Here is a 20,907-nt window from a genome sequence, read left to right as displayed (position 1 = left end):
ATGAGCGACGATAAAGAAAAACGCACCCGCAAACCGCTTGGCCTGAAAAGGGCGGTCGATGCTGGCGAGGTCAAGCAGACCTTCAGCCACGGCCGTACGAACAAGGTTGCGGTTGAGGTCAAGCGCCGCCGCAAGCTCTTGAAGCCGGGCGAAACGCCCGCGCCTGAACCGGCGCCGGCGCCCGAACCTGCGCCAGAGCCCGCCCCGGCTCCCGCAGCCAAGAAGCCGGCTGCGGCGAAACCTGCCAAGAAAGCGCCTGCCAGCGAGACGCCGCAGGAGCGTGTAAAGCGGCTTCAGCGTGAAGCGGAAGAGCAGCGCCTCGACCAGCTTGCGCAGGATCGCAAGCGGGAAGAAGAACAGGCTCGCAAGCGGGACAAGGAAGAGGCTCAGCAGCGCGAAGATAATCGCAAGGCAGAAAAGGAAGCTGAAAAGCAGGCCGCTGAAGAGGTCAAAGCTGCCGCCGAAGCTGAAGCTCAGGAAGAGACTGCCAAAGCAGACGCAAGCGCCGTAGCAGACGCCGACACTTCGGCGCCCGCTGCGCGCAAATTCACACCTATCGCTCGTCCCGAGCCAAAGCGTCCTGAAAAGAAGAAGAAAGAAGACAAGCGCACCGCCAAGGACACTGGGGGCGGCAAGGACAAGCGCCGCTCGGGCAAGCTCACCGTTACCAAGGCGCTGAACGAGGACGAAGGACGCCGAGCGCGCAGCCTCGCCGCGCTTAAGCGTGCGCGTGAGAAGGAGCGCCGTGCGCAGGGCGGCCCAGCCAAGCCGCGCGAAAAGCAGGTCCGCGATGTCATCGTGCCCGAGGCCATCACCGTCGGCGAACTCGCCAAGCGGATGGGTGAGAAGGGTGCTGACCTCGTGAAGGAACTGTTCAATCTCGACATGATGGTCACCGTCAACCAGACGATTGATCAAGAGACCGCAGAACTGCTCGTTGAGCAATTCGGGCACAATATCGAGAAGGTCTCCGAGGCCGACGTCGATATCTCGACCGAAGAGGACGTCGATCCAGAAGAGACCCTGAAACCGCGTCCGCCGGTCGTCACGATCATGGGTCATGTCGATCACGGCAAGACTTCGCTGCTCGACGCACTGCGCGGGACGGATGTGACCAAGGGCGAGGCCGGCGGCATCACCCAGCACATCGGCAGTTACCAGATCACGACAAAGGGCGCGAAAAAGGGCGAGAAGGGTGCGAAGATCACGTTCCTCGACACGCCGGGCCATGCTGCATTCTCGGAAATGCGTCAGCGCGGTGCAAACGTCACCGATATCGTGGTGCTGGTCGTGGCGGCGGATGACGGCATCATGCCGCAGACGATCGAGGCCATCAATCACACCAAGGCGGCGGGCGTTCCGATGATCGTCGCGATCAACAAGATGGACAAACCGGAAGCCGATGCGAACAACATTCGCAGCCGCCTGCTTGAGCATGAAGTGATTGTCGAAGAAATGTCAGGCGACGTGCAGGACGTCGAAATCTCGGCGACCAAGGGCACAGGGCTCGATGAACTGCTCGAGAAAATCCAGCTGCAGGCCGAACTTCTTGAGCTCAAGGCACGCCCGGATCGCGAAGCCAACGCTACCGTGATCGAAGCACAGCTTGACAAGGGCCGCGGCCCGGTTGCGACCGTGTTGATCACGCGCGGCACGCTCAAACGCGGCGACACTTTCGTCGTCGGTACCGAGAGCGTACCGTGTGCGTGCAATCGTCAATGACGAGGGCAAGCAGATCAAGGAAGCCGGGCCTTCGATGCCTGTCGAAGTCCTTGGCCTTGGCGGCGTGCCGTCGGCTGGCGATCAGCTGACCGTTGTCGAAAACGAACAGCGCGCTCGCGAAGTGGCAGAGTATCGCCGCGAAAAGGCGACCGAAAAGCGCACTGCCCTGGCTCCGACCAGTTTCGATACGATGTTCAACAACCTCGCATCGGACGTTATCGAATGGCCTGTCCTCGTGAAGGCCGACGTGCAGGGTTCTGTCGAAGCCATTGTCAGCGCGCTGCACAACATCTCGACCGAAGATATCAAGGTTCGCGCGCTCCATGCGGGCGTCGGCGCGATCACCGAGAGCGATGTTACGCTTGCAGCAGCTTCGGAGGCCCCAATTATCGGCTTCAACGTTCGTCCCAATGCCAAGGCGCGCGAACTGGTGAAGCGCGACGGCGCGCGGATGATGTATTACGACGTGATCTATCACCTCACCGAAGAAGTCGCCAAGGAGATGGCAGGCGAGCTTGGACCGGAGCGGATCGAAACCGTCGTGGGCCGCGCCGAGGTCAAAGAAGTCTTCAAGTCCGGCAAGAAGGACAAGGCGGCAGGCCTGCTCGTGGAAGACGGTGTTATCCGCAAAGGCCTGTTCGCGCGTCTTACCCGCGAAGACGTCATCGTTTCGGCGACGACCATCGCTTCGCTGCGGCGGTTCAAGGACGACGTGGACGAGGTGCGATCTGGCCTCGAATGCGGCGTGGTTCTGGAAGACACGAACGACATCAAGCCGGGCGATCAGCTTGAAGTCTTCGAAGTCGAGGAGCGTGAGCGGACTCTGGAAGTCTAACGCAGCGATTTGGAAAGGTTGATGAACACGTCCGACCACTTCGCGCAGGATTCCGACCAATCGCCGCATTCATCGCTGCTGGGCTCGGAATTCGTTTCGTTCGACGAGGCGACGCAGACTGCGACCATGCGCTTCACCGTGAAGCGTGAGATGACCACCTGGCGCGGCGGCGTCCAGGGCGGTCTGGTTGCGGGCTATCTTGACGATGTGATGGGCTATGCCTTTGTCGCGGCAACCAGCGGCGAGATGGCACCTCTCAATCTCGAGCTTTCGATGACGCTCATTCGCCTGATCCCGGAAGGCCCGCTTATCGGCAAGGGCAGGGTGGTGAAAGCCGGGCGGCGCGTGGTCTTCCTCGAAGGCGAGCTGCTGACCGAGGACGGCACGATCATGGCGCGCGCAACCTCTACCGCGCTGCCCACTCCGCGCCCGTCGCCGACAGAAACCGGAATGAGCTGATGGCGCGCAAAGACCCTTACACTGCCGAACAACAATCGGTCCGCGTGCTGAAAGTTGGCGAGCGTGTGCGCCATATCCTGTCCGAGCTGCTCGCGAGACAGGAAGTTCACGATGACGTGGTGAGCGCCGCCAATATCGCCGTGACCGAAGTCCGCATGACGCCGGACCTCAGGAACGCGACTGCCTACGTGAAACCTCTTCTGGGTGCGGGCGAGGATGACATTGTCCATGCGCTTCGCCAGAATACCGCATTTCTCCAGCGGGAGGTTGCCAAGCGGCTCGGACTGAAATTCGCGCCTAAGCTCAAATTCCGCAAGGATGAGAGCTTCGCCGAAGCGGACCGGATCGAAGAATTGCTGCGCGACCCCAAGGTCGCACGCGATCTGGAGGATGGCGACGAACCGGAAGCCTAGTTTGGCATCATCCGGGCGCGCATGGTGATATCGACCTTGTTCCCGACGATAAGCTGATAGCTCTTCATTCCGTATTCGCGCCGGTCAATGGTCGTCGTCGCGGTGAAGCGGACCGGTGTTCCAGGAGCGGATGCCACCGGATCGGTGTCGAAAGTAACGTCCAGCACTTGGGGGCGTGTAACACCGCGCGCCGTCAGGTCTCCGGCGACTGTCCCCTGGGTAGGCGATTTCAGCTTCAGCGATTTCCCCACAAAGCGCACGGTCGGGTATTTCTCCACCCAGAAGAATCTTTCGCCGCGAAGCCGCTTCAATGTGGTTTCGTCAGGAGCCTCTAGCGCCGTTGCATCGAATGTGACGTCGATCGTCGCCTGCTCGGGTGAGCCGGGCACGATCCTGACTTCGCCAGACATCTTCGGGAACTTCATCGATTTGCTGGACAGGCCAAAGAACGGCACCTTTGCCGTCACTTCGCTGCCGCCTGCATCGAGCACATAGTCGCGCGGCGCGCTGGAATTGGCCAGCACGGCGAGCGCCAGCAATGGCAGGATCGTCAGGCGGCGTCTCAGCATCAATTCGGCTCCTTGCGCCTCTTACTACGGCCATTGAGATTAAAAGGCGCCACCTTAATCGACCCTTGCCGCGAACCGAGTGCCTGACGGGGCAAGCCACAGCCCGCCCGTCCAGTTGCCGGCTCCTTTAGCAAGCCCGCGCCGGAAACGCCCCTTCGATGATGGTATCGGCGCCGGGCACTTCGATGCAAACATTGGCACCGGGGCCAAGCGGCAAGTCGAGAACGACCCAGCCGATCGTCAGCAGCAATCCTGACACCATGAGGCCGATTGAGAACGGCAGCATGACCGCCGCGAGGGAGCCGAGGCCAAACTCCTTGTCCCAGCGCTGACAGAAAATCAGGATCAGCGGGAAATAGACCATCAGCGGCGTGATGATGTTAGTCGCGCTGTCACCGACGCGGTAGGCCGCAGTTGCCATTTCCGGCGAAATCCCGAGCAGGATGAGCATCGGGACCATCACTGGCGAAATCAGCGCCCATTTCGCACTGGCAGAGCCGACAAACAGGTTCAGCAGCGCGGACACGAGGATGATCGAAGTGAGGAGCAGCCAAGGGGGCATTTCGGTGCTCCCCAGGAAGGCGGCTCCGTGGACTGCGAGGATAAGGCCGAGGTTGGACCATGCGAACATCGCCACGAAATGCGCTGCGGCGAAAGCAAGCACGAGGTAATATGCGAGGTCCTCCATCGCGCCGGTCATCATCTTTACCAGGTCGCGGTGGTCACCGATTGTGCCTGCGCCTTTTCCATAGGCCCAGCCAGCGAGCAGGAAGAGCAGGAAAAACCCGGCCACAAGGCTCTTGTAGAACGGGTTCATCTGCGCTTCGGCGCTGGCCGTTTCGTCGATCAGGGGCGTGCCCGGACCGTAGGTAAAGCCGAGCCAGAGCAGCACCACGAACAGGACCGCAAGACCGGCATAGCCGAGGCCCTTACGCTCCTTGTCTGTCAGGGGCCGGTCTGTGTCTTCATCTTCAACCACAGAGGCGCGCGAGGGCTCGAATGCACCGAGGCGAGGCTCGATGATCTTGTCAGTGACGAACCAGATGACCGGCAGGAAAACAAAGGTCATCGCCATTATGAAATACCAGTTGCCGACGATGTTTGCCGTGTAACCGGAGAAGACGGTGCCTACGCTCGCTTCGGTGATGCCAAATAGCAGCGCGTCGAGCTGACCGGGCAACAAATTGGCCGAGAAACCGCCCGAGACACCCGCAAACGCTGCCGCGATACCGGCAACTGGATTGCGTCCGGCGGCGTGGAAAATGATGCCGGCAAGGGGGATCAGAACCACGTAAGCTGCGTCTGCAGCAAGGTTGCCCAGCATTCCGACTAGAACGACAATCGGGGTCAGCAGGAACTTTGGTGCATCGCGCACGCCAGCGCGCATCGCTGTGCCAAACAGGCCAGAGCGTTCGGCGACGCCCGCTCCCAGCATCACCACCAGCACGTATCCGAGAGGATGGAAGTGCGTGAACGTGGTCGGCATGTCGACCCAAAGCTTCGCAATGTTTTCAGCTGAGAGAAGGCTGGTCGCGGTGATGATTTGTGCAGCGCCTGTGTCGGGATCGACCTGCGTCGGATGGATCGCCGACAAGCCGGTGAGGCTTGCGATTATCGAGATTACGATAAGGGCGAAGATCAGTCCGAAGAACAGAAACACCGGATCAGGCAGCTTGTTGCCGCTTCGCTCGATCCAGCCGAGAACGCCTGACATGCCCTCCCGGTTGCTTTCAGCCGTAGCTGCAGTCGCCATGTTTGTATCCCTGTTGCTTGGTCACGATCTTTGGGGGCTAGCATTGCGCGCAGCGCCTGTCTGCCCTCTGAATGGTGTCAGATGTTGATGGTTTGAGTACGCTGACCCCTTCGTGCTTGTCGAAGGCAGCTTGCGCTGTAATCTCGCCCGCATGGCCAAACTCTATTTCTATTATTCGAGCATGAATGCAGGCAAATCGACAACGCTGCTGCAAGCCGACTTCAATTACCGCGAGCGCGGGATGAAGACGATGCTCTGGACTGCGGAACTCGATACGCGGTCTGAGGGGATGGTCCGCAGCCGCATCGGCCTTGAGGCACAAGCAAAGCTTTATGCGCCGACGACAGATCTATGGTCGGCCATCAACGCCGCACATGAGAAGGCGCCGGTTGATTGCGTCCTGATCGACGAAGCGCAATTCCTCACAAAAGATCAGGTGTGGCAGCTCGCAAGGCTCGCCGACGAAGCGGGCATCCCTGTCCTCTGCTACGGCATTCGCACCGATTTTCAGGGAGAATTGTTTCCCGGTTCGGCAGCGCTGCTCGGCATTGCCGATGCGCTGGTCGAATTGAAGGCGGTCTGTCACTGCGGACGCAAGGCGAGCATGAACCTCCGCGTCGATGAAGCGGGCAAGCCCGTGGCCGAAGGCGCGCAGACCGAAATCGGCGGGAATGACCGGTATCTTGCGCTTTGCCGCAAACACTTCAGCGAGGCGCTTGGCGAATGAAACCCGATCCATCCGCTTTGTCTCGGGTACTTGAGAGTGACCGTGTCCGGATCGAGCCATTCGCCGCGCACCATGTCGAACCATTGAGAGCGGCTTGCTCCGAAGACCGGGAAATCTGGCAAATCTATCCGGTCAACATGCTGGGCGAGGATTTCGACGAGGCTATGGCCGCCTTCCATTCTCTCGAAAGCTGGGTCCGATTTGCTGTGATTGACGCATCCAATGGCGGCCTCGTCGGCATGAGCAATTATATCAATCCCGACCCGTTCGGCGTCGTCGAGATTGGCGGGACCTATATCAGCCCGCGTGTGCGAGGGATCGGCTTCAATGCGGTAATGAAAAAGCTGATGATCGAACACGCGTGGGCCTGCGGCTTCACGAAAATCGAATTTCGGGTCGATACTCGCAACACGCGCTCCATGGCGGCTGTCCTGAAACTAGGGGCGCAGCAGGAAGGGGTGCTGCGGCAGAACCGCGTGACGTGGACCGGTTACAGGCGCGATACGGCGGTGTTTGGGCTGTTGAGGGACGAATGGGCTGGTTGATTGACCTCACGGTCCCTACGTAGCTGTCATGCTGCAAACTCTAACACTGGCTCTGGTCCTGATCCCGTGCCTCGTCGTCGCAATCGTGTTTCACGAAGTTGCGCACGGATACATGGCAAAGCTGCTCGGCGATAACACCGCAAGCGAGCGCGGTCAGATTGACGCTGAATCCCATCCCGCATGTCGATCCGATCGGGACGCTACTGGTACCGGGCGTCATGGCGCTGTTCGGTGGCCCGATTTTCGGCTGGGCAAAGCCGGTTCCGGTCAACCAGCGCCGGCTCGATAATCCGCGGTTTGGAATGATGGCGGTCGCCGCAGCGGGTCCGGGGACGAATTTTGTCATCGCATTGGTCGCTGCAATCCTGTTCGGCGTGTTTGCTCCAGCCGAGGTGCAATTCGGCACAAGCGAAACGTCTTCGATGCTGCTCACCGATGCGGACGGCAATTTTCGACCGCTCACCACGATGCTGTTCTATTCGATCCTCATCAATGTGTTCCTGGGGCTCTTCAACCTGCTTCCGATCCCCCCTTCGATGGATCGCATATCGTCGGCGGATTAATGCCGCGCGCGATGCGGATGCAGTGGGAAAAATTGCAGCAGGTCGGCATGTTCCTGCTGATCGCTTTGATTGCGGCAAGCTGGGCTTTTGGGACTGGCTGGATCTCGCAGTTTATCATGCCGCGGGTCGAATGGGTGATGGGCCAGTACCTTGCTGTCGCGCAATTTGTGAGCGGCAATTAGGCGCCGCTCACCGCGTCGATAAGTCGCGCCTGCGGGTGGCGTTGCAGCAAGGCATCAAGCCAATCGGCGCGGGCGCGCGTTTCAATGCAGGCCACGATACAGCCGCCAAAGCCGCCGCCGGTCAGCCGCGCGCCTGTGGCACCAAGATCGACCGCGCTTTCGACCAGTGCATCGATTTTTGGGAGCGACATTTCGAACATCTCGCGCATCGATGCGTGGCTTTCGTTCATGACCTGGCCAAATGCATCGATGTTGCCAGCGTCGAGCGCTGCAATTGCTACGTGAACCCGTGCATTTTCTGTGATGCAATGCAGCGCGCGCTTCTTCGGCGTTTCTTCCAGTTTGGAGCTTGCGACCGTGTCGAGGTCCAGCAGGCACAAGTCCTCAGTTTCGAAATAGCGCTTGGCCGCGTCGCATTCTCGTTTGCGCGCAGCGTAGCGCCCATCGGTGAGCTTGCGCGTCACGCCGGAGTGCACCACCACCATGTCATGGGTTCGAGGCAGCGGAATCAGCCGATATTCGAGCCTTTTCGTATCGAGCGCCATTGCCGTTCCCGGAGAAGCCAGGGCAACAGCCATCTGGTCCATGATCCCGCAAGGCACGCCCATATACTGGTTTTCGACCCGGCGTGCCGCGATCGCGAGATCGATATCCCTTAGCCCCTCGCCTTTCACGGCACGGGCCGCTTTCAGCACAGCCACGATCAAGGCAGCGGAGGAAGACAGGCCAGACCCTTCGGGGATAGTCGAGACGATGTCGATCGTTGCACCGCCATCGAGCAGTCCGAGCGCATTAGCCTCGCGCACTGCGCCGACGCAGGGGTCTGCCCACTCGCCCACGGCATCGTCGGCGAGGTCGCGGATGGCAGGTGCGTCATATCCGTTCGAACTGACAGCCACCACGGTGTCATCTCGCGGCAAAAGCGTCACTTCGAGACCGACAGAGAGCGCCGCCGGGAGGACCATGCCGCCATTGTAATCCGTGTGCTCGCCAATGAGGTTGACCCGGCCCGGCGTGCGGGCGGCTGCGGCTTCACCGGTGGTCATAGGCCCCTCAGCGCCTGTGCTGCTGCCTCGGGCATGACGTCGACTGTATAGGTGCCGGTGTGCTGCTCCACAGAAGCAAGATATTTCATCCGCCCCGGAGCGCGAAGCAGCGGATAGAACTGCACCGTGAAGTGATAATTCGCCGATCCGCCAGCCGGGGAAGCATGAAATGCCATCATCGTAGCGGTACGGCTGCTGGAACAGCGCATCATAGCGCCGCGTCATCTCGCCAAGCCACTCGGCCAGAGCTTCAAGCTCGCCGTCGGCGCAATCCCACGGTCCTTCGCGGCGGATGCGGGGAGCAAGCCAGACTTCGTACGGGAACCTCGCAAAAGGCGGGACGAACGCGGCTATGCCGCCGCGATCGCCGAGTCCGTAATCGGGCATTGCGGCCTCTATCTCGCTGGCCAAGTCGTAGCCGTTCGCGAACGCGTCTGCCGCGCGTTTCTGAACCAGCGGAACGCGTTTGAACCCGTAAATCTGGGCGTGGGGGTGATGCAGGGTCACGCCCACCTCATCACCGCGATTTTCAAATGGCAGAACGTAATTGCACCCGCTTGCAAACATCGTCTCATAGCGGTCGATTAGCGCTGCGATCAGGACCTGCCGACGATCTGCACCAATGGTGTGAAGGCTGCCGCTGCTCTCCGGCCCGTACACCACGACATCGCACGCTCCCTTGGCAGGCTCAGCCGCAACACCCGGCAAGCTGGCGGCATCGGAAGCGCTTGGGTGAAAGGCAGCGAACTTGTTCTCAAAAATCGCGAGCTCGAAATCCGCGAAAGGGATCTCGGTCTCGGGGCCATCTCTCAGGGTCGGAGCAAGAGGGTCTTGAGCTGCAGATGGCTTGAAGGTGCGGTTTTGCCGGTGCGCGGCATAGACATTCCATTCATCGCGCAGTGGGTGGTAACGTAGCTCGCCGCCTTGCGCGATGTCATCTGCGGTTTCGGATTCGAGCGGCAAGGTATGGGGATTGCGACCGTAAAGATGGAGCATGCGCCCATCGGCCTTGCGATGATCCCGGCGGAACACCGCTTTTCCGCCCAGAGACCGCTTCAATTCACCAGGTTGGATCACGCCGGGATCGCTTGTCTGGCGAACCAGTCCGCCACCCGTGCCTGCGCATCCTTGTCGAGGTGCAAACGAAGCTTGCTGCGCCTCCACAGCACATCGTCTGCGCTATGCGCGAATTCCTCCCTCACAAGGTATTCAAGCTCCCGCGCATACAGGTCGCCGCCCATATGCGGGCCGAGATCGTTCAAGCCTTCGGCTTCGCCAAGCATATCATCGATGCGCGTCCCATAGGCACGCGTCATACGAATGACCGCGCTGTTCGCGAGCCACGAAAAACGCTGTGAGGTTTGCGCGACGAATTCATCGAAGCGCTCGGGGTCGATATCACCGCCGGGCAAATCTTTGGCTGCCGTCCATGAAGCTCCGGAAACACCCAGTTTTTCAAGCGCGTGTTCCGCAAGCTTACGGTAGGTCGTGATCTTGCCGCCGAAGATCGAGAGAAGCGCGGGCGCCGTTCCGTCGGCACCCCTGTCGAGCTCGAAAACGTAATCGCGCGTGACGGTCGAATTGGAAGCCGACTTGTCATCGTATAGGGGGCGCACGCCGGCATAGCTCGAAACGGCCTGCTCGGGCGAGACATCGACGCGCAGATATTCGTTTGCTGCATCGCAGATATAGGCGGCCTCTTCGGGCGAAATGTCGATCCCTGTCGGATCGCCCTCGAAACTCTGGTCCGTCGTCCCGACGAGTGTGAAATCGCGTTCGTAGGGAATCGCAAAGATGATGCGGTCGTCCCTGTTCTGAAAAATGTAGCAATGCTCTCCCTCGAACAGGCGAGGAAAGATCAGATGGCTCCCCTTTACCAGCCGAAGGTTTTCATGATGTGCGCCTGGAATGGCGCGGGTCAGGACTTCGTCGACCCACGGTCCAGCGGCGTTCACGACCATGCGAGCGGAGACAGTCTCCTCGCTGTCGCCGCTGCGAATCGTGGCAGTCCATCTGTCCCCGTCACGCTCAAGCTGCGCGCATTCGGTTCGTGTCCGTATGACAGCACCGTGTTCCCTCGCATCCAGGCAATTGAGCACGACAAGGCGCGAATCCTCCACCCAGCAGTCCGAATATTCGAAGCCCTTGGTCAGCCGGTGTTCAAGCACCGATGCGTGTGGCGGCTCGCGCAGGTTCACTGTGCGCGTCGGCGGAAGCAGTTTCCGCCCGCCAAGGTGATCGTAGAGGAACAGCCCAAGACGCAGCATCCAGCTTGGACGAAGACCCTTGTCATGGGGCAGGACAAATCTCAGCGGCCAGATAATGTGAGGCGCGATGTTGAGCAGCCGCTCCCGCTCGATCAGGCTTTCACGCACAAGTCGCACTTCAAGGTGTTCGAGGTAACGCAGGCCCCCATGCACGAGCTTTGTCGAGGCGCTCGACGTGTGGCTGGCCAGATCGTCCTTTTCGACTAGAAGGACTTTCAGGCCGCGTCCCGCAGCATCGCGCGCGATCCCGGCACCGTTGATACCTCCGCCGACCACCAGAAGGTCGTAATTCTCGGGATGGGGCTCTGTCATTCGCAGGCTTCTAGGTGATAGATCAGACACGTGTCTGGCAAGGTGAGAGGCGGTTGCATACCATGCCGTATAAGGGCTGCACCTGAAAAGACGTGGCCGCCATTCATGAGGTCTGCGGCATCGACAATAGACGGTGCGCTAATCGACGGATTGTGCTGCGGCCACACAAGCCTGACGCGGTAAAGCTGTGCCGGATCGAGGCCGCCAAAGACGATCCGCTGCGGCAAGGTCGATAATTCGGTATCCAGGATCGTATAGGAATAGAGGGCTTCGCTGCAATCCTCGGCCACGCAGCCGACGAGATTGGTATGATCGGGGGACTGAAGCCGGACAAAGCGGCCCTGGTGGATCAACTGCCTATGGCGCTTGTGCAGCGCGATGCCCGCTTTGAGGACCTGGAGTTCGGCTTCGCTCTCTGCGCGCAGGTCCAGCTCCATCCCCATGTGGCCAAGCATCGCGCTGCCCGCCCGGAATGCCATGTCGAAGCGTCTTCCGGTGATGTGACATCGCCGTGGCCCGACATGGTTGCCGAGCACCCATAACGGGAAGAAATGGCTGGCCCCGCGCATGATCTGTTGACGCTGGCGCGCATCGTTATTGTCCGAAGTCCAGATCCTGGCGCAATGGCGCATGACACCGAAATCCGCTCGCGCTCCGCCCGAGGAACAGCTTTCAATTTCGAGGTCCGGATGGGCACTGCGCAAGCTTTGCATCAGAGCATAAACCGCGCGTGTCTGCCGGTGCATCACGGCCCTGCCAGCGCTGCCGGGAAAGTGGGTGTCGCGATTCATGTCCCACTTGATGTAATCGATACCGTATTCCGCCACGAGCGCGCTAATGCGGTCGAAAAGGTATTCCCGAACTTCCGGTTTAGTAAGATCGAGCGTCAACTGGTTGCGAGATGGGATCGGCTCGACACCATCGATGCCAAGCACCCAATCGGGATGCGCGCGGTAAAGATCGCTGTCGGGATTGACCATCTCCGGCTCGAACCAAAGCCCGAATTCCATTTCAAGATCGCGGACATGCTCGACCAAGGCGTGCAGCCCTTCGGGGTATACGTCCTTGGACACCCACCAATCGCCGAGGCCCGCGCGGTCGTGGCGGCGCGATCCGAACCATCCATCATCTAGCACGAAGCGTTCCGCGCCCACATCTGCGGCGCGTGAAGCAAGATCGAGCAGAGCCTGCTCATCGTGATTGAAATATATCACTTCCCATGTGTTGTAATGCACCGGGCGCGGTTTTGAGCGGATGCGAGGATCCGAGACCGCGTTGGTCAGATGCGTATGAAAAGCCTGGCTGACGCCATTCAGGCCATGATCCGACCACGCGGTAAGCAATTCGGGTGTGCGGTAGCATTCGCCTTTCAAGAGCCGGATTTCGCCCGGAAAGAGCAGCTCGCCGAGCTGGACCTGCGCTTGATTGTCGCTGCCCCGGTCGATCCGCAATCGGTGATTTCCGCTCCAGGCAAGGTGAAAGCCCATCGCAGATCCTGCGTTCTCCGTCGTTTGAGGCGCGGCCAGAATACCGCCAGGGAAGACGTTGTGACCGGTGCGACCTGACCTGTTTTCGCGGACGTTGCTGCCTTGAAAGGCGGGCGCTTCCTCAATGGCAAATTCGCCCGCCCATTTCCCAGTGAAACTGAGGAAGCGCGAAAGGCGAGGGTCGAATGGCAGGCAGAGCGCCGCGCACCATTCGACTTCCAGCTCGCTATCGCCGAGATTTTCGATGACCGTGCTCGACACGAGCATCCCGGTGTCTGGCTGCAGCGCTAGATCGTGACGGACAGCAATTTGCGCATCTGTGTCTTCGCACGAGATCGCAACGGCGTTGCCCTCGGTTTGATCTACCCGCACGACCTGCAGGTCGATGGCCCAGTCATGACCTGCGCGATGTGCAAGCAGTCCCGAGGGGGCTGCTGTGCCAGAACCTATTTCGGCGAGAAGCGAACCACGCACCGGAACCGCCGCGCTGCCCGGTGCGTGCTGGCGCGTTGCCAGCAGCGCCAGCTCCGCCGCATCCGCTGAGGGAATGTCGGGCCCTGAAAACAGAAGGATGGGACGCGAACCTGCGTTCGCGTCCAAAGCCACAAACGTACCGCCAGCGCGCAGTTCGACATAGCGGGGGAGGGCTGGGTCACGCTCGATCATTGCCCATCGCCATGCGGCACCCGTTCGGTTAGGACAACGAAAATCCGCCGTAAGATGCGGGGTTCAGGGAAAAGGGTAGTTCATGAGTGTGATTCAGGTCGCGGTGTTCCTCGCGCTGATGGCGATCCTCGCCATTCTCACATGGCGCAAGGTCGCGGCAGCACGGGCCGAAAGCCACGCTTCGGCAGACCGTGAAATCTTCCTGGCGGGAGGAGGATTGAGCTGGGTATTCGTTGCCGGCGCGATCACGCTCACCAATCTTTCGACCGACCAGCTCGTCGGGATGAACGGCAACCAGATGCTGCTGCTCGCATGGTGGGAGCTGGCAGGGTTTGTCGGGTTGATGCTGCTCGCCTTCGTATTCGTGCCGATCTACTACCGCAACAATTGCACCACGATCACGCAATTGCTCGAGCAGCGTTATGACGGAGCTAGCATTCGCACTGTCATTTCCGGCCTGTTCCTGTTCGGCAATTTCTTCATTTACCTTCCAGCTGTCATCTATTCCGGCGCGCTGTTCATGCAGACGCTGTTCGGTGTGGATGCGCCCGTCGTTGCGATTGCGGCGATATTCGCTTTTGTCGGAGCGGCCTATGCGATCCTTGGAGGGCTGCGGGCGGTCGCGGTGCTCGACACCTATGCGGGTGTTGGCATTCTGGCGCTGGCTCTGGTCGTAGTGTTCCTGGCGATGCAGGCTGTCGGCTGGGATATCACGACTGGGGTGCCTGAAGACCGGCTCAGCATGATAGGATCGCTCGACAGTCCGATCCCGATCCATACCCTGTTCACCGGGATGCTGTTTATCCAGATCTTCTACTGGTCGACGAACCAGAACATCACGCAGAAGGCGCTTGCCGCGCCTAACGCCAAAGAGGCCCAAAAGGGCGTGATTGCCGCAGCGATCATAAGGGTGCTCATTGTCCCTCCGATCGTGGTTCTGCCCGGTATCGTGGCATACAAATTGTTCGGCGATGTCGGCGACCGAGCCTACGCGATGGTCGTGGGCGAAGTGCTACCCGACTGGACCAGCGGCATGTTCGCGGCGATGATTGCTGCAGCAGTCCTTACGACCTATTCGGCAGTGATGAACGCGACCATCACGCTGTGGTCGGTCGATTTCCATCGCCGTTTCCTCAACCCTGAAGTCGATGTGAAAAGGCTCAACCGAATTGTCGGGATCGTGGCAATGGCGATTTCAATCGTGCTGGTTCCGGTCTATGCCGGAGCCGACAGCATCATCAATCTTCTTCAGGAACTCAACGGGTTGCTCTCGATGCCGATCCTGTCGGCGTTCATTGCGGCTCTCCTGTTTCGCAACATGGATGCGCGCGCTGCTGTTGCCGGCTTGGTCTGGGGATTTTTGCTCTACGCTTTCCACACCTTCTACCTCTACGATCCGGCAAATTTCGGAGGAGTGACATGGTACGCGACCATCGGCCTTCCTTGGGTTCATTATATCGATGTGATGCTCTTCGTGCTCTTCAGTTCCGTACTCGTGGCCTTGCTGACCAATCTGATGGTCTTCGGCAATCGCGCGCGGCTCGTGTTCCTTGACCGCTCGGCGCGCCCGGCTGAGACATGAACGAAAAGAAAGCCCCACCGCACGGCTGGTTGATCCTCGACAAACCCAGAGGCCTCGGCTCGACGCAGGCCGTCGCGGCGGTAAAGCGCAATTTGCGCGAGGGAGGCTATTCGAAGACCAAGGTCGGTCATGGCGGCACGCTTGATCCGCTGGCCGAAGGTGTGCTCCCGATTGCCTTGGGCGAAGCGACCAAGCTTGCCGGGCGTATGCTCGATGCTAGCAAAGTCTACGAATTCACCATTCAATTCGGTGAGGAAACCGACACGCTCGATACCGAGGGGGAGGTGATCCGCCGGTCGGACCGTATTCCTCCGATGGCTGCGATTGCCGCGGTCCTCAGCCATTTCACCGGTGAGATCGAGCAGGTCCCGCCAGCCTATTCCGCACTGAAGGTCGATGGCGAGCGCGCCTATGACCTTGCCCGTAAAGGCGAGGACGTGGCGCTCAAGAGCAGGAATGTTACGGTCCATTCGCTCGAACTGGCATCGAGCTATACCGGTTCCGAAGAGCTGGGCTCGTCCTTCGCCGATTCTGAAGGCCGCCCTGATCCCTACGATCCAACTGCACCGCTTGTCGTCGCATCAAGCGTGACGCTCATCGCGCATGTTTCGAAGGGCACATATATCCGCTCTCTTGCACGGGACATCGCCCGCGCCCTTGGAACCTGCGGTCATGTTACCTATTTACGACGTACCAAGGCTGGTCCTTTCTTTCAGACCCAAGCGATTTCACTGGACAATCTGAACGGAATCGGTAAGGGCGCGAGCCTTGAAGACCTCCTCCTGCCGTTAGAGGCGGGGCTGGACGACATCCCGGCCCTCAACCTCAATCAGACAGACGCGCAGGCGGTCCGCCAGGGCCGGGTCCTGTCTGAACTGCCCCAACCATCCGGGCTCTATTGTGCGATGCTGGACAATGTTCCGGTGGCGCTGGTGGAAATCATGGATGGCACGGCCAAGGTCGTGAGGGGTTTTAACCTTCCCGATGTCGCTGAGTAGAAAGAGAATACCATGTCGGTAACCGCCGAAGAAAAAGCCAAGATCATCAAGGACCACGCCCAGGGTAAAGGCGACACCGGAAGCCCGGAAGTACAGGTAGCCATCCTGACCCAGCGCATCCGCAACCTGACCGATCACTTCAAAGGCAATCATAAAGATAACCATTCGCGCCGCGGCCTTCTGATGATGGTCAACAAGCGCCGTAACCTGCTCGCCTATCTGAAAAAGAAAGACGTGGAGCGTTACAACGCACTGATCCAGAAGCTGGGTCTGCGTAAATAAGAGTTTCGTGATCAAGGCGGCTCCAACGGGCCGCCTTTTTCGCATTTGGGCTCGCGAACATCCGGTTTGCAAGCCTTGGGGCAGACAGACGCTCCGCACCGGACCGAGCCGGCACACTCGGAAAAAGTAGGCCCCGCACTGCAATGTGGCATGCGGGTTCAAAAGGAAAATACATGTTCGACAAGAAAACCGTATCGCTGGAGTGGGGCGGAAAGACCCTCACCCTCGAAACCGGACAGATCGCCCGTCAGGCAGACGGCGCCGTTCTGGCCACTTATGGCGAAACCGTGGTGCTGTGCGCAGTTACTGCCGCCAAATCCGTGAAGGAAGGGCAGGACTTTTTCCCGCTCACCGTTCACTATCAGGAAAAATTCTCCGCAGCCGTACCGTATCCCGGGTGGCTTCTTCAAGCGTGAAGGCCGCGCGACCGAAAAAGAGACGCTGACTTCGCGTCTGATCGACCGTCCGTGCCGCCCGCTGTTCCCGGAAGGCTTCTACAACGAAATCAACGTCATCTGTCAGGTTCTGTCGTATGACGGTGAGACCGAGCCGGATATCGTTGCCATGATCGCGGCATCGGCTGCGCTCACCATTTCCGGTCTGCCGTTCATGGGCCCGATCGGCGCTGCACGCGTCGGCTTCGACAACAACGGCGAATACGTTCTCAACCCGACCGTCGCCGACGCGCTGGGTGAAGACGGCAATCTCGACCTCGTCGTCGCTGCGACCCAAGACGCCGTGATGATGGTCGAATCCGAAGCGAAGGAACTTACCGAAGAGCAGATGCTCGGCGCGGTGATGTTCGCTCACGAGGAAAGCCGCAAGGTCATCGGCGCGATCATCGATCTCGCTGAGCAAGCTGCGAAAGATCCGTGGGAGCTTGATCCGGTTGAAGACAAGACTGCCGCTCTTGATGATCTCCGCGGTGTCATCGGTGACGATCTGGCAGCAGCCTACAAGATCACCGACAAATCGGCACGTCAGGACGCCGTGAACGCCGCCCGTGAAAAGGCGCGCAATCACTATGCCGACCTCGCCGAGAGCGACCCAGCCGAATACATGGGCCGTCTCAAGCTCGTTAAGAAGCTGGAAAGCGACATCGTTCGCAAGGCGATCATCAAGGATGGTCAGCGTATCGACGGACGCAAGACCGACGAAGTTCGCCCGATCGAGGCGATGGTCGGACTGCTGCCGCGCACCCACGGTTCGGCGCTGTTCACCCGCGGTGAAACGCAGGCAATCTGCACCACCACTTTGGGCACGAAAGATGCCGAGCAGATGATCGACGGGCTGGAAGGCCTCTCGTACAGCAACTTCATGCTGCACTATAACTTCCCGCCCTATTCGGTCGGCGAAGTTGGCCGCTTCGGCTTCACCAGCCGCCGCGAAACCGGCCATGGCAAGCTCGCATTCCGCGCGCTGCGCCCGGTTCTGCCCGATACGGAAGAATTCCCGTACACGATCCGCGTTCTGTCCGACATCACCGAGTCCAACGGCTCGTCCTCGATGGCGACGGTCTGCGGTGGCAGCCTCTCGATGATGGATGCAGGCGTACCGCTGAAGCGTCCGGTTTCGGGCATCGCGATGGGCCTCATCCTTGAAGGTGAAGAATTCACCGTCCTGTCCGACATTCTCGGTGACGAAGATCACCTTGGCGACATGGACTTCAAGGTCGCAGGTTCGGAAGAAGGCATCACCTCGCTCCAGATGGACATCAAGGTTGCCGGCATCACGCAGGAAATCATGACCCAGGCGCTCGAGCAGGCGAAAGCCGACCGCGCGCATATCCTCGGCAAGATGACCGAAGCCCTCAGCAGTTCGCGCGGTGAAGTGTCCAAGCACGCTCCGCGTATCGAAACGATGCAGATCGACAAGTCGAAGATCCGCGACGTTATCGGCACGGGCGGCAAAGTCATTCGTGAAATCGTCGCCGAAACCGGTGCGAAGGTCGATATCGACGACGAAGGTACGATCAAGATTTCGTCTTCGAACGCTGACGAAATCGCTGCAGCTCGCAAGTGGATCGAAGGCATCACCGAAGAAGCCGAAGTTGGCAAGATCTACGAAGGCAAGGTCGTCAATATCGTCGATTTCGGTGCCTTCGTGAACTTCATGGGCGGCAAGGACGGTCTCGTCCACGTGTCCGAGATGAAGAACGAGCGTGTCGAGAAACCGACCGACGTCGTCTCTGAAGGGCAGGAAGTTAAGGTCAAGGTTCTCGAAATCGACCAGCGCGGCAAGGTCCGCCTGTCGATGCGTGTCGTCGATCAGGAAACCGGCGAGGAGCTGGAAGACACCCGCCCGCCGCGCGAACCGCGCGGTGACAAGGGCGGCCGAGGCGGTGGCCGTGGCGGCGATCGCCGCGGCGGACGCGGCGGCCGTGGCCCGCGCAATGATCGCGGCGGTGACAAGGGCGGCAATGATGGTCCCGCCCAGATGCCGGACTTTCTGAAAGACTAAGCTCTTTCGATCTAAAGTGATTTGGGGCCGCTCGGAGATAATCCGGGCGGCCCCTGTCTTTCTTGCAGGATTTGCAACTCACCGCGTGATACAGTGCCGTTCAGCAGCGAGTCGGACTGCGCAAATCTAACACCGGCACGGGTCGCACGTCTTTCAACGGGAGAACGTGTGATGAGCGAAGTTAACGAGGCAAGGCTTGAAGAGCTCGCTGGCAAGGTTGTCGGTGATGTAGCCGGGGCCATGGGCGTATTCATGTGCTATCTGGGCGATCAGGCAGGGGTCTTCGCCGCAATCGACAAGGCCGGACCTGTCACCATAGATGGTCTTGCCGAAAAGACCGGGATGAACCCCAAATACCTTCGAGAATGGTTGGGATCGGTCACGGCGGGCGGCTACGTGTCATACAATCCCGATGACGAGACCTACCATCTGAGTGAAGAGCAGGCACTGATATTCACGCGTGAAGGACAGCCGGCCTGCATGCAGGGCTTTTTCCAGGCGATCGTCTCTCAGTATGAAGAGCACGTCAAAGCGGTCGACACCTTCAAATCAGGTAAGGGACGTCCTTGGAGCGAACAATCACCTTGCTGCTTCTGCGCGACCGACCGCTTTTTCCGGCCAGGATACCAAGCGCATTTGCTCTCTGAATGGATTCCGTCTCTCGAAGGGGTGCACGATCGGCTCGAGAAAGGGGCGAAAGTCGCGGACATTGGCTGCGGGCACGGATCGTCCGTTGTCATGATGGCGAAGGCTTATCCCAACTCGCACTTTGTCGGGATCGACTTTCATGGACCTTCCATAGATCAGGCTCGGCAGAATGCAGCGGAAGAGGGCCTGAAAAACGCCGAGTTTCAGGTCGCGGCAGCGCAGGATTTCGACGGTGCGGATTTCGACTTTGCCTGCATGTTCGATGCCTTGCACGACATGGGCGATCCTGTCGGAGCGGCCAAGCGTGTCCGCGAGACGCTCAAGGACGATGGCACATTCATGATCGTCGAACCGATGGCGGGGGATTGCCTGTCCGACAATATGCATCCTCTCGGCCAGATATATTATGGCTTCTCAACGACCGCCTGCACGCCTGCTTCGCTCGCGCAGGACGTGGGATATGGGCTGGGCGCTCAGGCCGGGCAGAAACGTCTTACCGAGGTGCTGAGCGAAGCGGGCTTCAGTCATGTGAAGTGCGCGGCAGAGACGCCTACAAACATGGTCCTTGAGATCACAAAATAAAGTCGCTTTCCGAGGGAGAGGCGGAGCAGACACATTCACTTGCGAACCAGCAGATTGGCAGGGCTCTGCAATGTGCGAGTTTGTGGTGCTTTTAGGCCGAAGTGCGGCTAGGCCCGCGCGATGCTTGAACGTATCCAGATTGCCAATGCGGCCATTCCCGGAGGGGAGGAGACCCTGACGCTCGTCAGCCACGGGCGTGACTTCGTGATCATGCTCGACCGGGACGAGCTGATGGGCACCCGCATGCAGTTCTCCGAAGAGCAACTCGCGGTACTGACAATCGCTGAGCTATCCGCCAATACGCCGCGTATTCTCATCGGCGGCTACGGGATGGGCTTCACCTACCGCGCGGCTCTGGAGGCGTTGCCGCAGAATGCCGAGATACGCGTTGCCGAGATCGTCCCCGAGATACTCGAATGGGCCGAAGGACCTCTGGCTGAACTGACAGGGGACACGCTCAAGGATCCGCGCGGAGATATTGTCCTGTGCGATGTCGGTGCGCTGATCGACGACGCGAATGATGGAACCTGCGATAAGTACGATGCGATCCTGCTGGACGTCGATAATGGACCGGACGGGATCGTTCGCGATCCAAATGACCGGCTATACACCCGCACCGGACTGGCCAAGGCGCGCGAAGCTCTCAGGCCTGGCGGGATCCTGTCGATTTGGTCGGCAGCGCCTGATCATAAGTTCACGAAACGGCTGATGGATGCGGGCTTCAGCGTGGACATGCGCGAAGTGCGCGCACGCTACCGAACAACAAGGGCCCGCGCCACACGATCTGGTTCGCGCGCAAAACATAGCTC

Annotated in this window: 15 protein-coding genes and 3 pseudogenes; 13 read left to right on the top strand and 5 right to left on the bottom strand. The window is 59.8% G+C overall.

Annotated elements, in window-relative coordinates:
- The 3 genes and pseudogenes from infB to rbfA all read left to right on the top strand — a co-directional run bounded on the left by infB (window position 1) and on the right by rbfA (window position 3,429).
- Window positions 1–2,557 (top strand): annotated as a pseudogene (infB, locus tag AC0L39_RS12310) (translation initiation factor IF-2).
- A 21-nt stretch (window positions 2,558–2,578) separates the two neighbouring features.
- Window positions 2,579–3,016 carry a PaaI family thioesterase gene (locus AC0L39_RS12305; RefSeq protein ID WP_473258265.1) on the top strand — a complete coding sequence of 146 codons (438 nt, stop codon included), beginning with the start codon at window positions 2,579–2,581 and terminating at the stop codon, window positions 3,014–3,016.
- Entirely contained in the window at window positions 3,016–3,429 is a 414-nt protein-coding gene (rbfA, locus tag AC0L39_RS12300) for a 30S ribosome-binding factor RbfA (RefSeq protein WP_473258263.1), read from the top strand. The genes AC0L39_RS12305 and rbfA overlap by 1 nt, the downstream gene beginning before the upstream one ends.
- Here the strand turns inward: rbfA and AC0L39_RS12295 are convergent.
- Window positions 3,426–3,998 carry a YceI family protein gene (locus AC0L39_RS12295; RefSeq protein ID WP_473258260.1) on the bottom strand — a complete coding sequence of 191 codons (573 nt, stop codon included), beginning with the start codon at window positions 3,996–3,998 and terminating at the stop codon, window positions 3,426–3,428. The two genes, rbfA and AC0L39_RS12295, sit on opposite strands and share 4 nt — an antisense overlap.
- Window positions 3,999–4,125: 127 nt before the next feature.
- Window positions 4,126–5,751: an AbgT family transporter gene (locus AC0L39_RS12290; RefSeq protein WP_473258259.1), complete on the bottom strand. Its 1,626-nt coding sequence runs from the start codon at window positions 5,749–5,751 to the stop codon at window positions 4,126–4,128.
- A 151-nt stretch (window positions 5,752–5,902) separates the two neighbouring features.
- On the opposite strand from AC0L39_RS12290, the gene AC0L39_RS12285 reads away from it, so the two are divergent.
- The 4 genes from AC0L39_RS12285 to AC0L39_RS12270 all read left to right on the top strand — a co-directional run bounded on the left by AC0L39_RS12285 (window position 5,903) and on the right by AC0L39_RS12270 (window position 7,768).
- Window positions 5,903–6,478, top strand: a complete 576-nt coding sequence (locus AC0L39_RS12285; RefSeq protein ID WP_473258257.1) for a thymidine kinase — start codon at window positions 5,903–5,905, stop codon at window positions 6,476–6,478.
- Window positions 6,475–7,023: a GNAT family N-acetyltransferase gene (locus tag AC0L39_RS12280; RefSeq protein WP_473258256.1), complete on the top strand. Its 549-nt coding sequence runs from the start codon at window positions 6,475–6,477 to the stop codon at window positions 7,021–7,023. The genes AC0L39_RS12285 and AC0L39_RS12280 overlap by 4 nt, the downstream gene beginning before the upstream one ends.
- 158 nt (window positions 7,024–7,181) lie before the next feature.
- Window positions 7,182–7,586: a site-2 protease family protein gene (locus AC0L39_RS12275; RefSeq protein ID WP_473258254.1), complete on the top strand. Its 405-nt coding sequence runs from the start codon at window positions 7,182–7,184 to the stop codon at window positions 7,584–7,586.
- A gap of 17 nt (window positions 7,587–7,603) precedes the next feature.
- Window positions 7,604–7,768, top strand: coding sequence for a hypothetical protein (locus tag AC0L39_RS12270; protein ID WP_473258252.1), 165 nt, complete (start codon window positions 7,604–7,606; stop codon window positions 7,766–7,768).
- Here the strand turns inward: AC0L39_RS12270 and galK are convergent.
- The 3 genes from galK to AC0L39_RS12255 are packed head-to-tail and all read right to left on the bottom strand — an operon-like array spanning window position 7,765 to window position 13,546.
- Entirely contained in the window at window positions 7,765–9,891 is a 2,127-nt protein-coding gene (gene galK / locus AC0L39_RS12265; RefSeq protein ID WP_473258249.1) for a galactokinase, read from the bottom strand. The two genes, AC0L39_RS12270 and galK, sit on opposite strands and share 4 nt — an antisense overlap.
- Entirely contained in the window at window positions 9,888–11,393 is a 1,506-nt protein-coding gene (gene glpD, locus AC0L39_RS12260; RefSeq protein ID WP_473258247.1) for a glycerol-3-phosphate dehydrogenase, read from the bottom strand. Before glpD ends, galK begins: the two co-directional genes overlap by 4 nt.
- Complete coding sequence (locus tag AC0L39_RS12255) at window positions 11,390–13,546, bottom strand: alpha-galactosidase (protein WP_473258245.1); 2,157 nt, start codon at window positions 13,544–13,546, stop codon at window positions 11,390–11,392. The genes glpD and AC0L39_RS12255 overlap by 4 nt, the downstream gene beginning before the upstream one ends.
- A gap of 82 nt (window positions 13,547–13,628) precedes the next feature.
- Here AC0L39_RS12255 and AC0L39_RS12250 point away from each other — a divergent pair, with 82 nt between their 5' ends.
- From AC0L39_RS12250 to AC0L39_RS12225, 6 genes and pseudogenes are all read left to right on the top strand, one after another.
- Entirely contained in the window at window positions 13,629–15,128 is a 1,500-nt protein-coding gene (locus AC0L39_RS12250; RefSeq protein ID WP_473258244.1) for an SLC5 family protein, read from the top strand.
- Window positions 15,125–16,126 (top strand): tRNA pseudouridine(55) synthase TruB, encoded by a 1,002-nt coding sequence (truB, locus tag AC0L39_RS12245; protein WP_473258242.1) that lies wholly within the window; start codon window positions 15,125–15,127, stop codon window positions 16,124–16,126. Before AC0L39_RS12250 ends, truB begins: the two co-directional genes overlap by 4 nt.
- Window positions 16,127–16,138: 12 nt before the next feature.
- A complete protein-coding gene (gene rpsO / locus AC0L39_RS12240) occupies window positions 16,139–16,408 on the top strand; it encodes a 30S ribosomal protein S15 (protein WP_190786757.1) in 270 nt (89 codons plus the stop codon).
- A gap of 173 nt (window positions 16,409–16,581) precedes the next feature.
- Window positions 16,582–18,868: pseudogene (gene pnp, locus AC0L39_RS12235) on the top strand (polyribonucleotide nucleotidyltransferase).
- A gap of 171 nt (window positions 18,869–19,039) precedes the next feature.
- Window positions 19,040–20,098 (top strand): class I SAM-dependent methyltransferase, encoded by a 1,059-nt coding sequence (locus tag AC0L39_RS12230; RefSeq protein WP_473258240.1) that lies wholly within the window; start codon window positions 19,040–19,042, stop codon window positions 20,096–20,098.
- Window positions 20,099–20,218: 120 nt separating this feature from the next.
- Window positions 20,219–20,904: pseudogene (locus AC0L39_RS12225) on the top strand (spermidine synthase family protein).
- Window positions 20,905–20,907: the final 3 nt, after the last annotated feature.

This window comes from Erythrobacter sp. K21-9 (assembly GCF_055808355.1).
This window is presented reverse-complemented; position numbering and strand designations above follow the sequence as displayed.

What these genes read in the sequence shown, in the direction of transcription:
- AC0L39_RS12305 (WP_473258265.1), top strand. Translation starts at nt 2,579, where the DNA reads ATGAACACGTCCGACCACTTCGCGCAGGATTCCGACCAATCGCCGCAT.
- AC0L39_RS12255 (WP_473258245.1), bottom strand. Translation starts at nt 13,546, where the DNA reads ATGATCGAGCGTGACCCAGCCCTCCCCCGCTATGTCGAACTGCGCGCT.
- AC0L39_RS12230 (WP_473258240.1), top strand. Translation starts at nt 19,040, where the DNA reads ATGAGCGAAGTTAACGAGGCAAGGCTTGAAGAGCTCGCTGGCAAGGTT.
- rbfA (WP_473258263.1), top strand. Translation starts at nt 3,016, where the DNA reads ATGGCGCGCAAAGACCCTTACACTGCCGAACAACAATCGGTCCGCGTG.
- AC0L39_RS12270 (WP_473258252.1), top strand. Translation starts at nt 7,604, where the DNA reads ATGCAGTGGGAAAAATTGCAGCAGGTCGGCATGTTCCTGCTGATCGCT.
- AC0L39_RS12295 (WP_473258260.1), bottom strand. Translation starts at nt 3,998, where the DNA reads ATGCTGAGACGCCGCCTGACGATCCTGCCATTGCTGGCGCTCGCCGTG.
- AC0L39_RS12280 (WP_473258256.1), top strand. Translation starts at nt 6,475, where the DNA reads ATGAAACCCGATCCATCCGCTTTGTCTCGGGTACTTGAGAGTGACCGT.
- AC0L39_RS12250 (WP_473258244.1), top strand. Translation starts at nt 13,629, where the DNA reads ATGAGTGTGATTCAGGTCGCGGTGTTCCTCGCGCTGATGGCGATCCTC.
- glpD (WP_473258247.1), bottom strand. Translation starts at nt 11,393, where the DNA reads ATGACAGAGCCCCATCCCGAGAATTACGACCTTCTGGTGGTCGGCGGA.
- truB (WP_473258242.1), top strand. Translation starts at nt 15,125, where the DNA reads ATGAACGAAAAGAAAGCCCCACCGCACGGCTGGTTGATCCTCGACAAA.
- rpsO (WP_190786757.1), top strand. Translation starts at nt 16,139, where the DNA reads ATGTCGGTAACCGCCGAAGAAAAAGCCAAGATCATCAAGGACCACGCC.
- AC0L39_RS12285 (WP_473258257.1), top strand. Translation starts at nt 5,903, where the DNA reads ATGGCCAAACTCTATTTCTATTATTCGAGCATGAATGCAGGCAAATCG.
- AC0L39_RS12290 (WP_473258259.1), bottom strand. Translation starts at nt 5,751, where the DNA reads ATGGCGACTGCAGCTACGGCTGAAAGCAACCGGGAGGGCATGTCAGGC.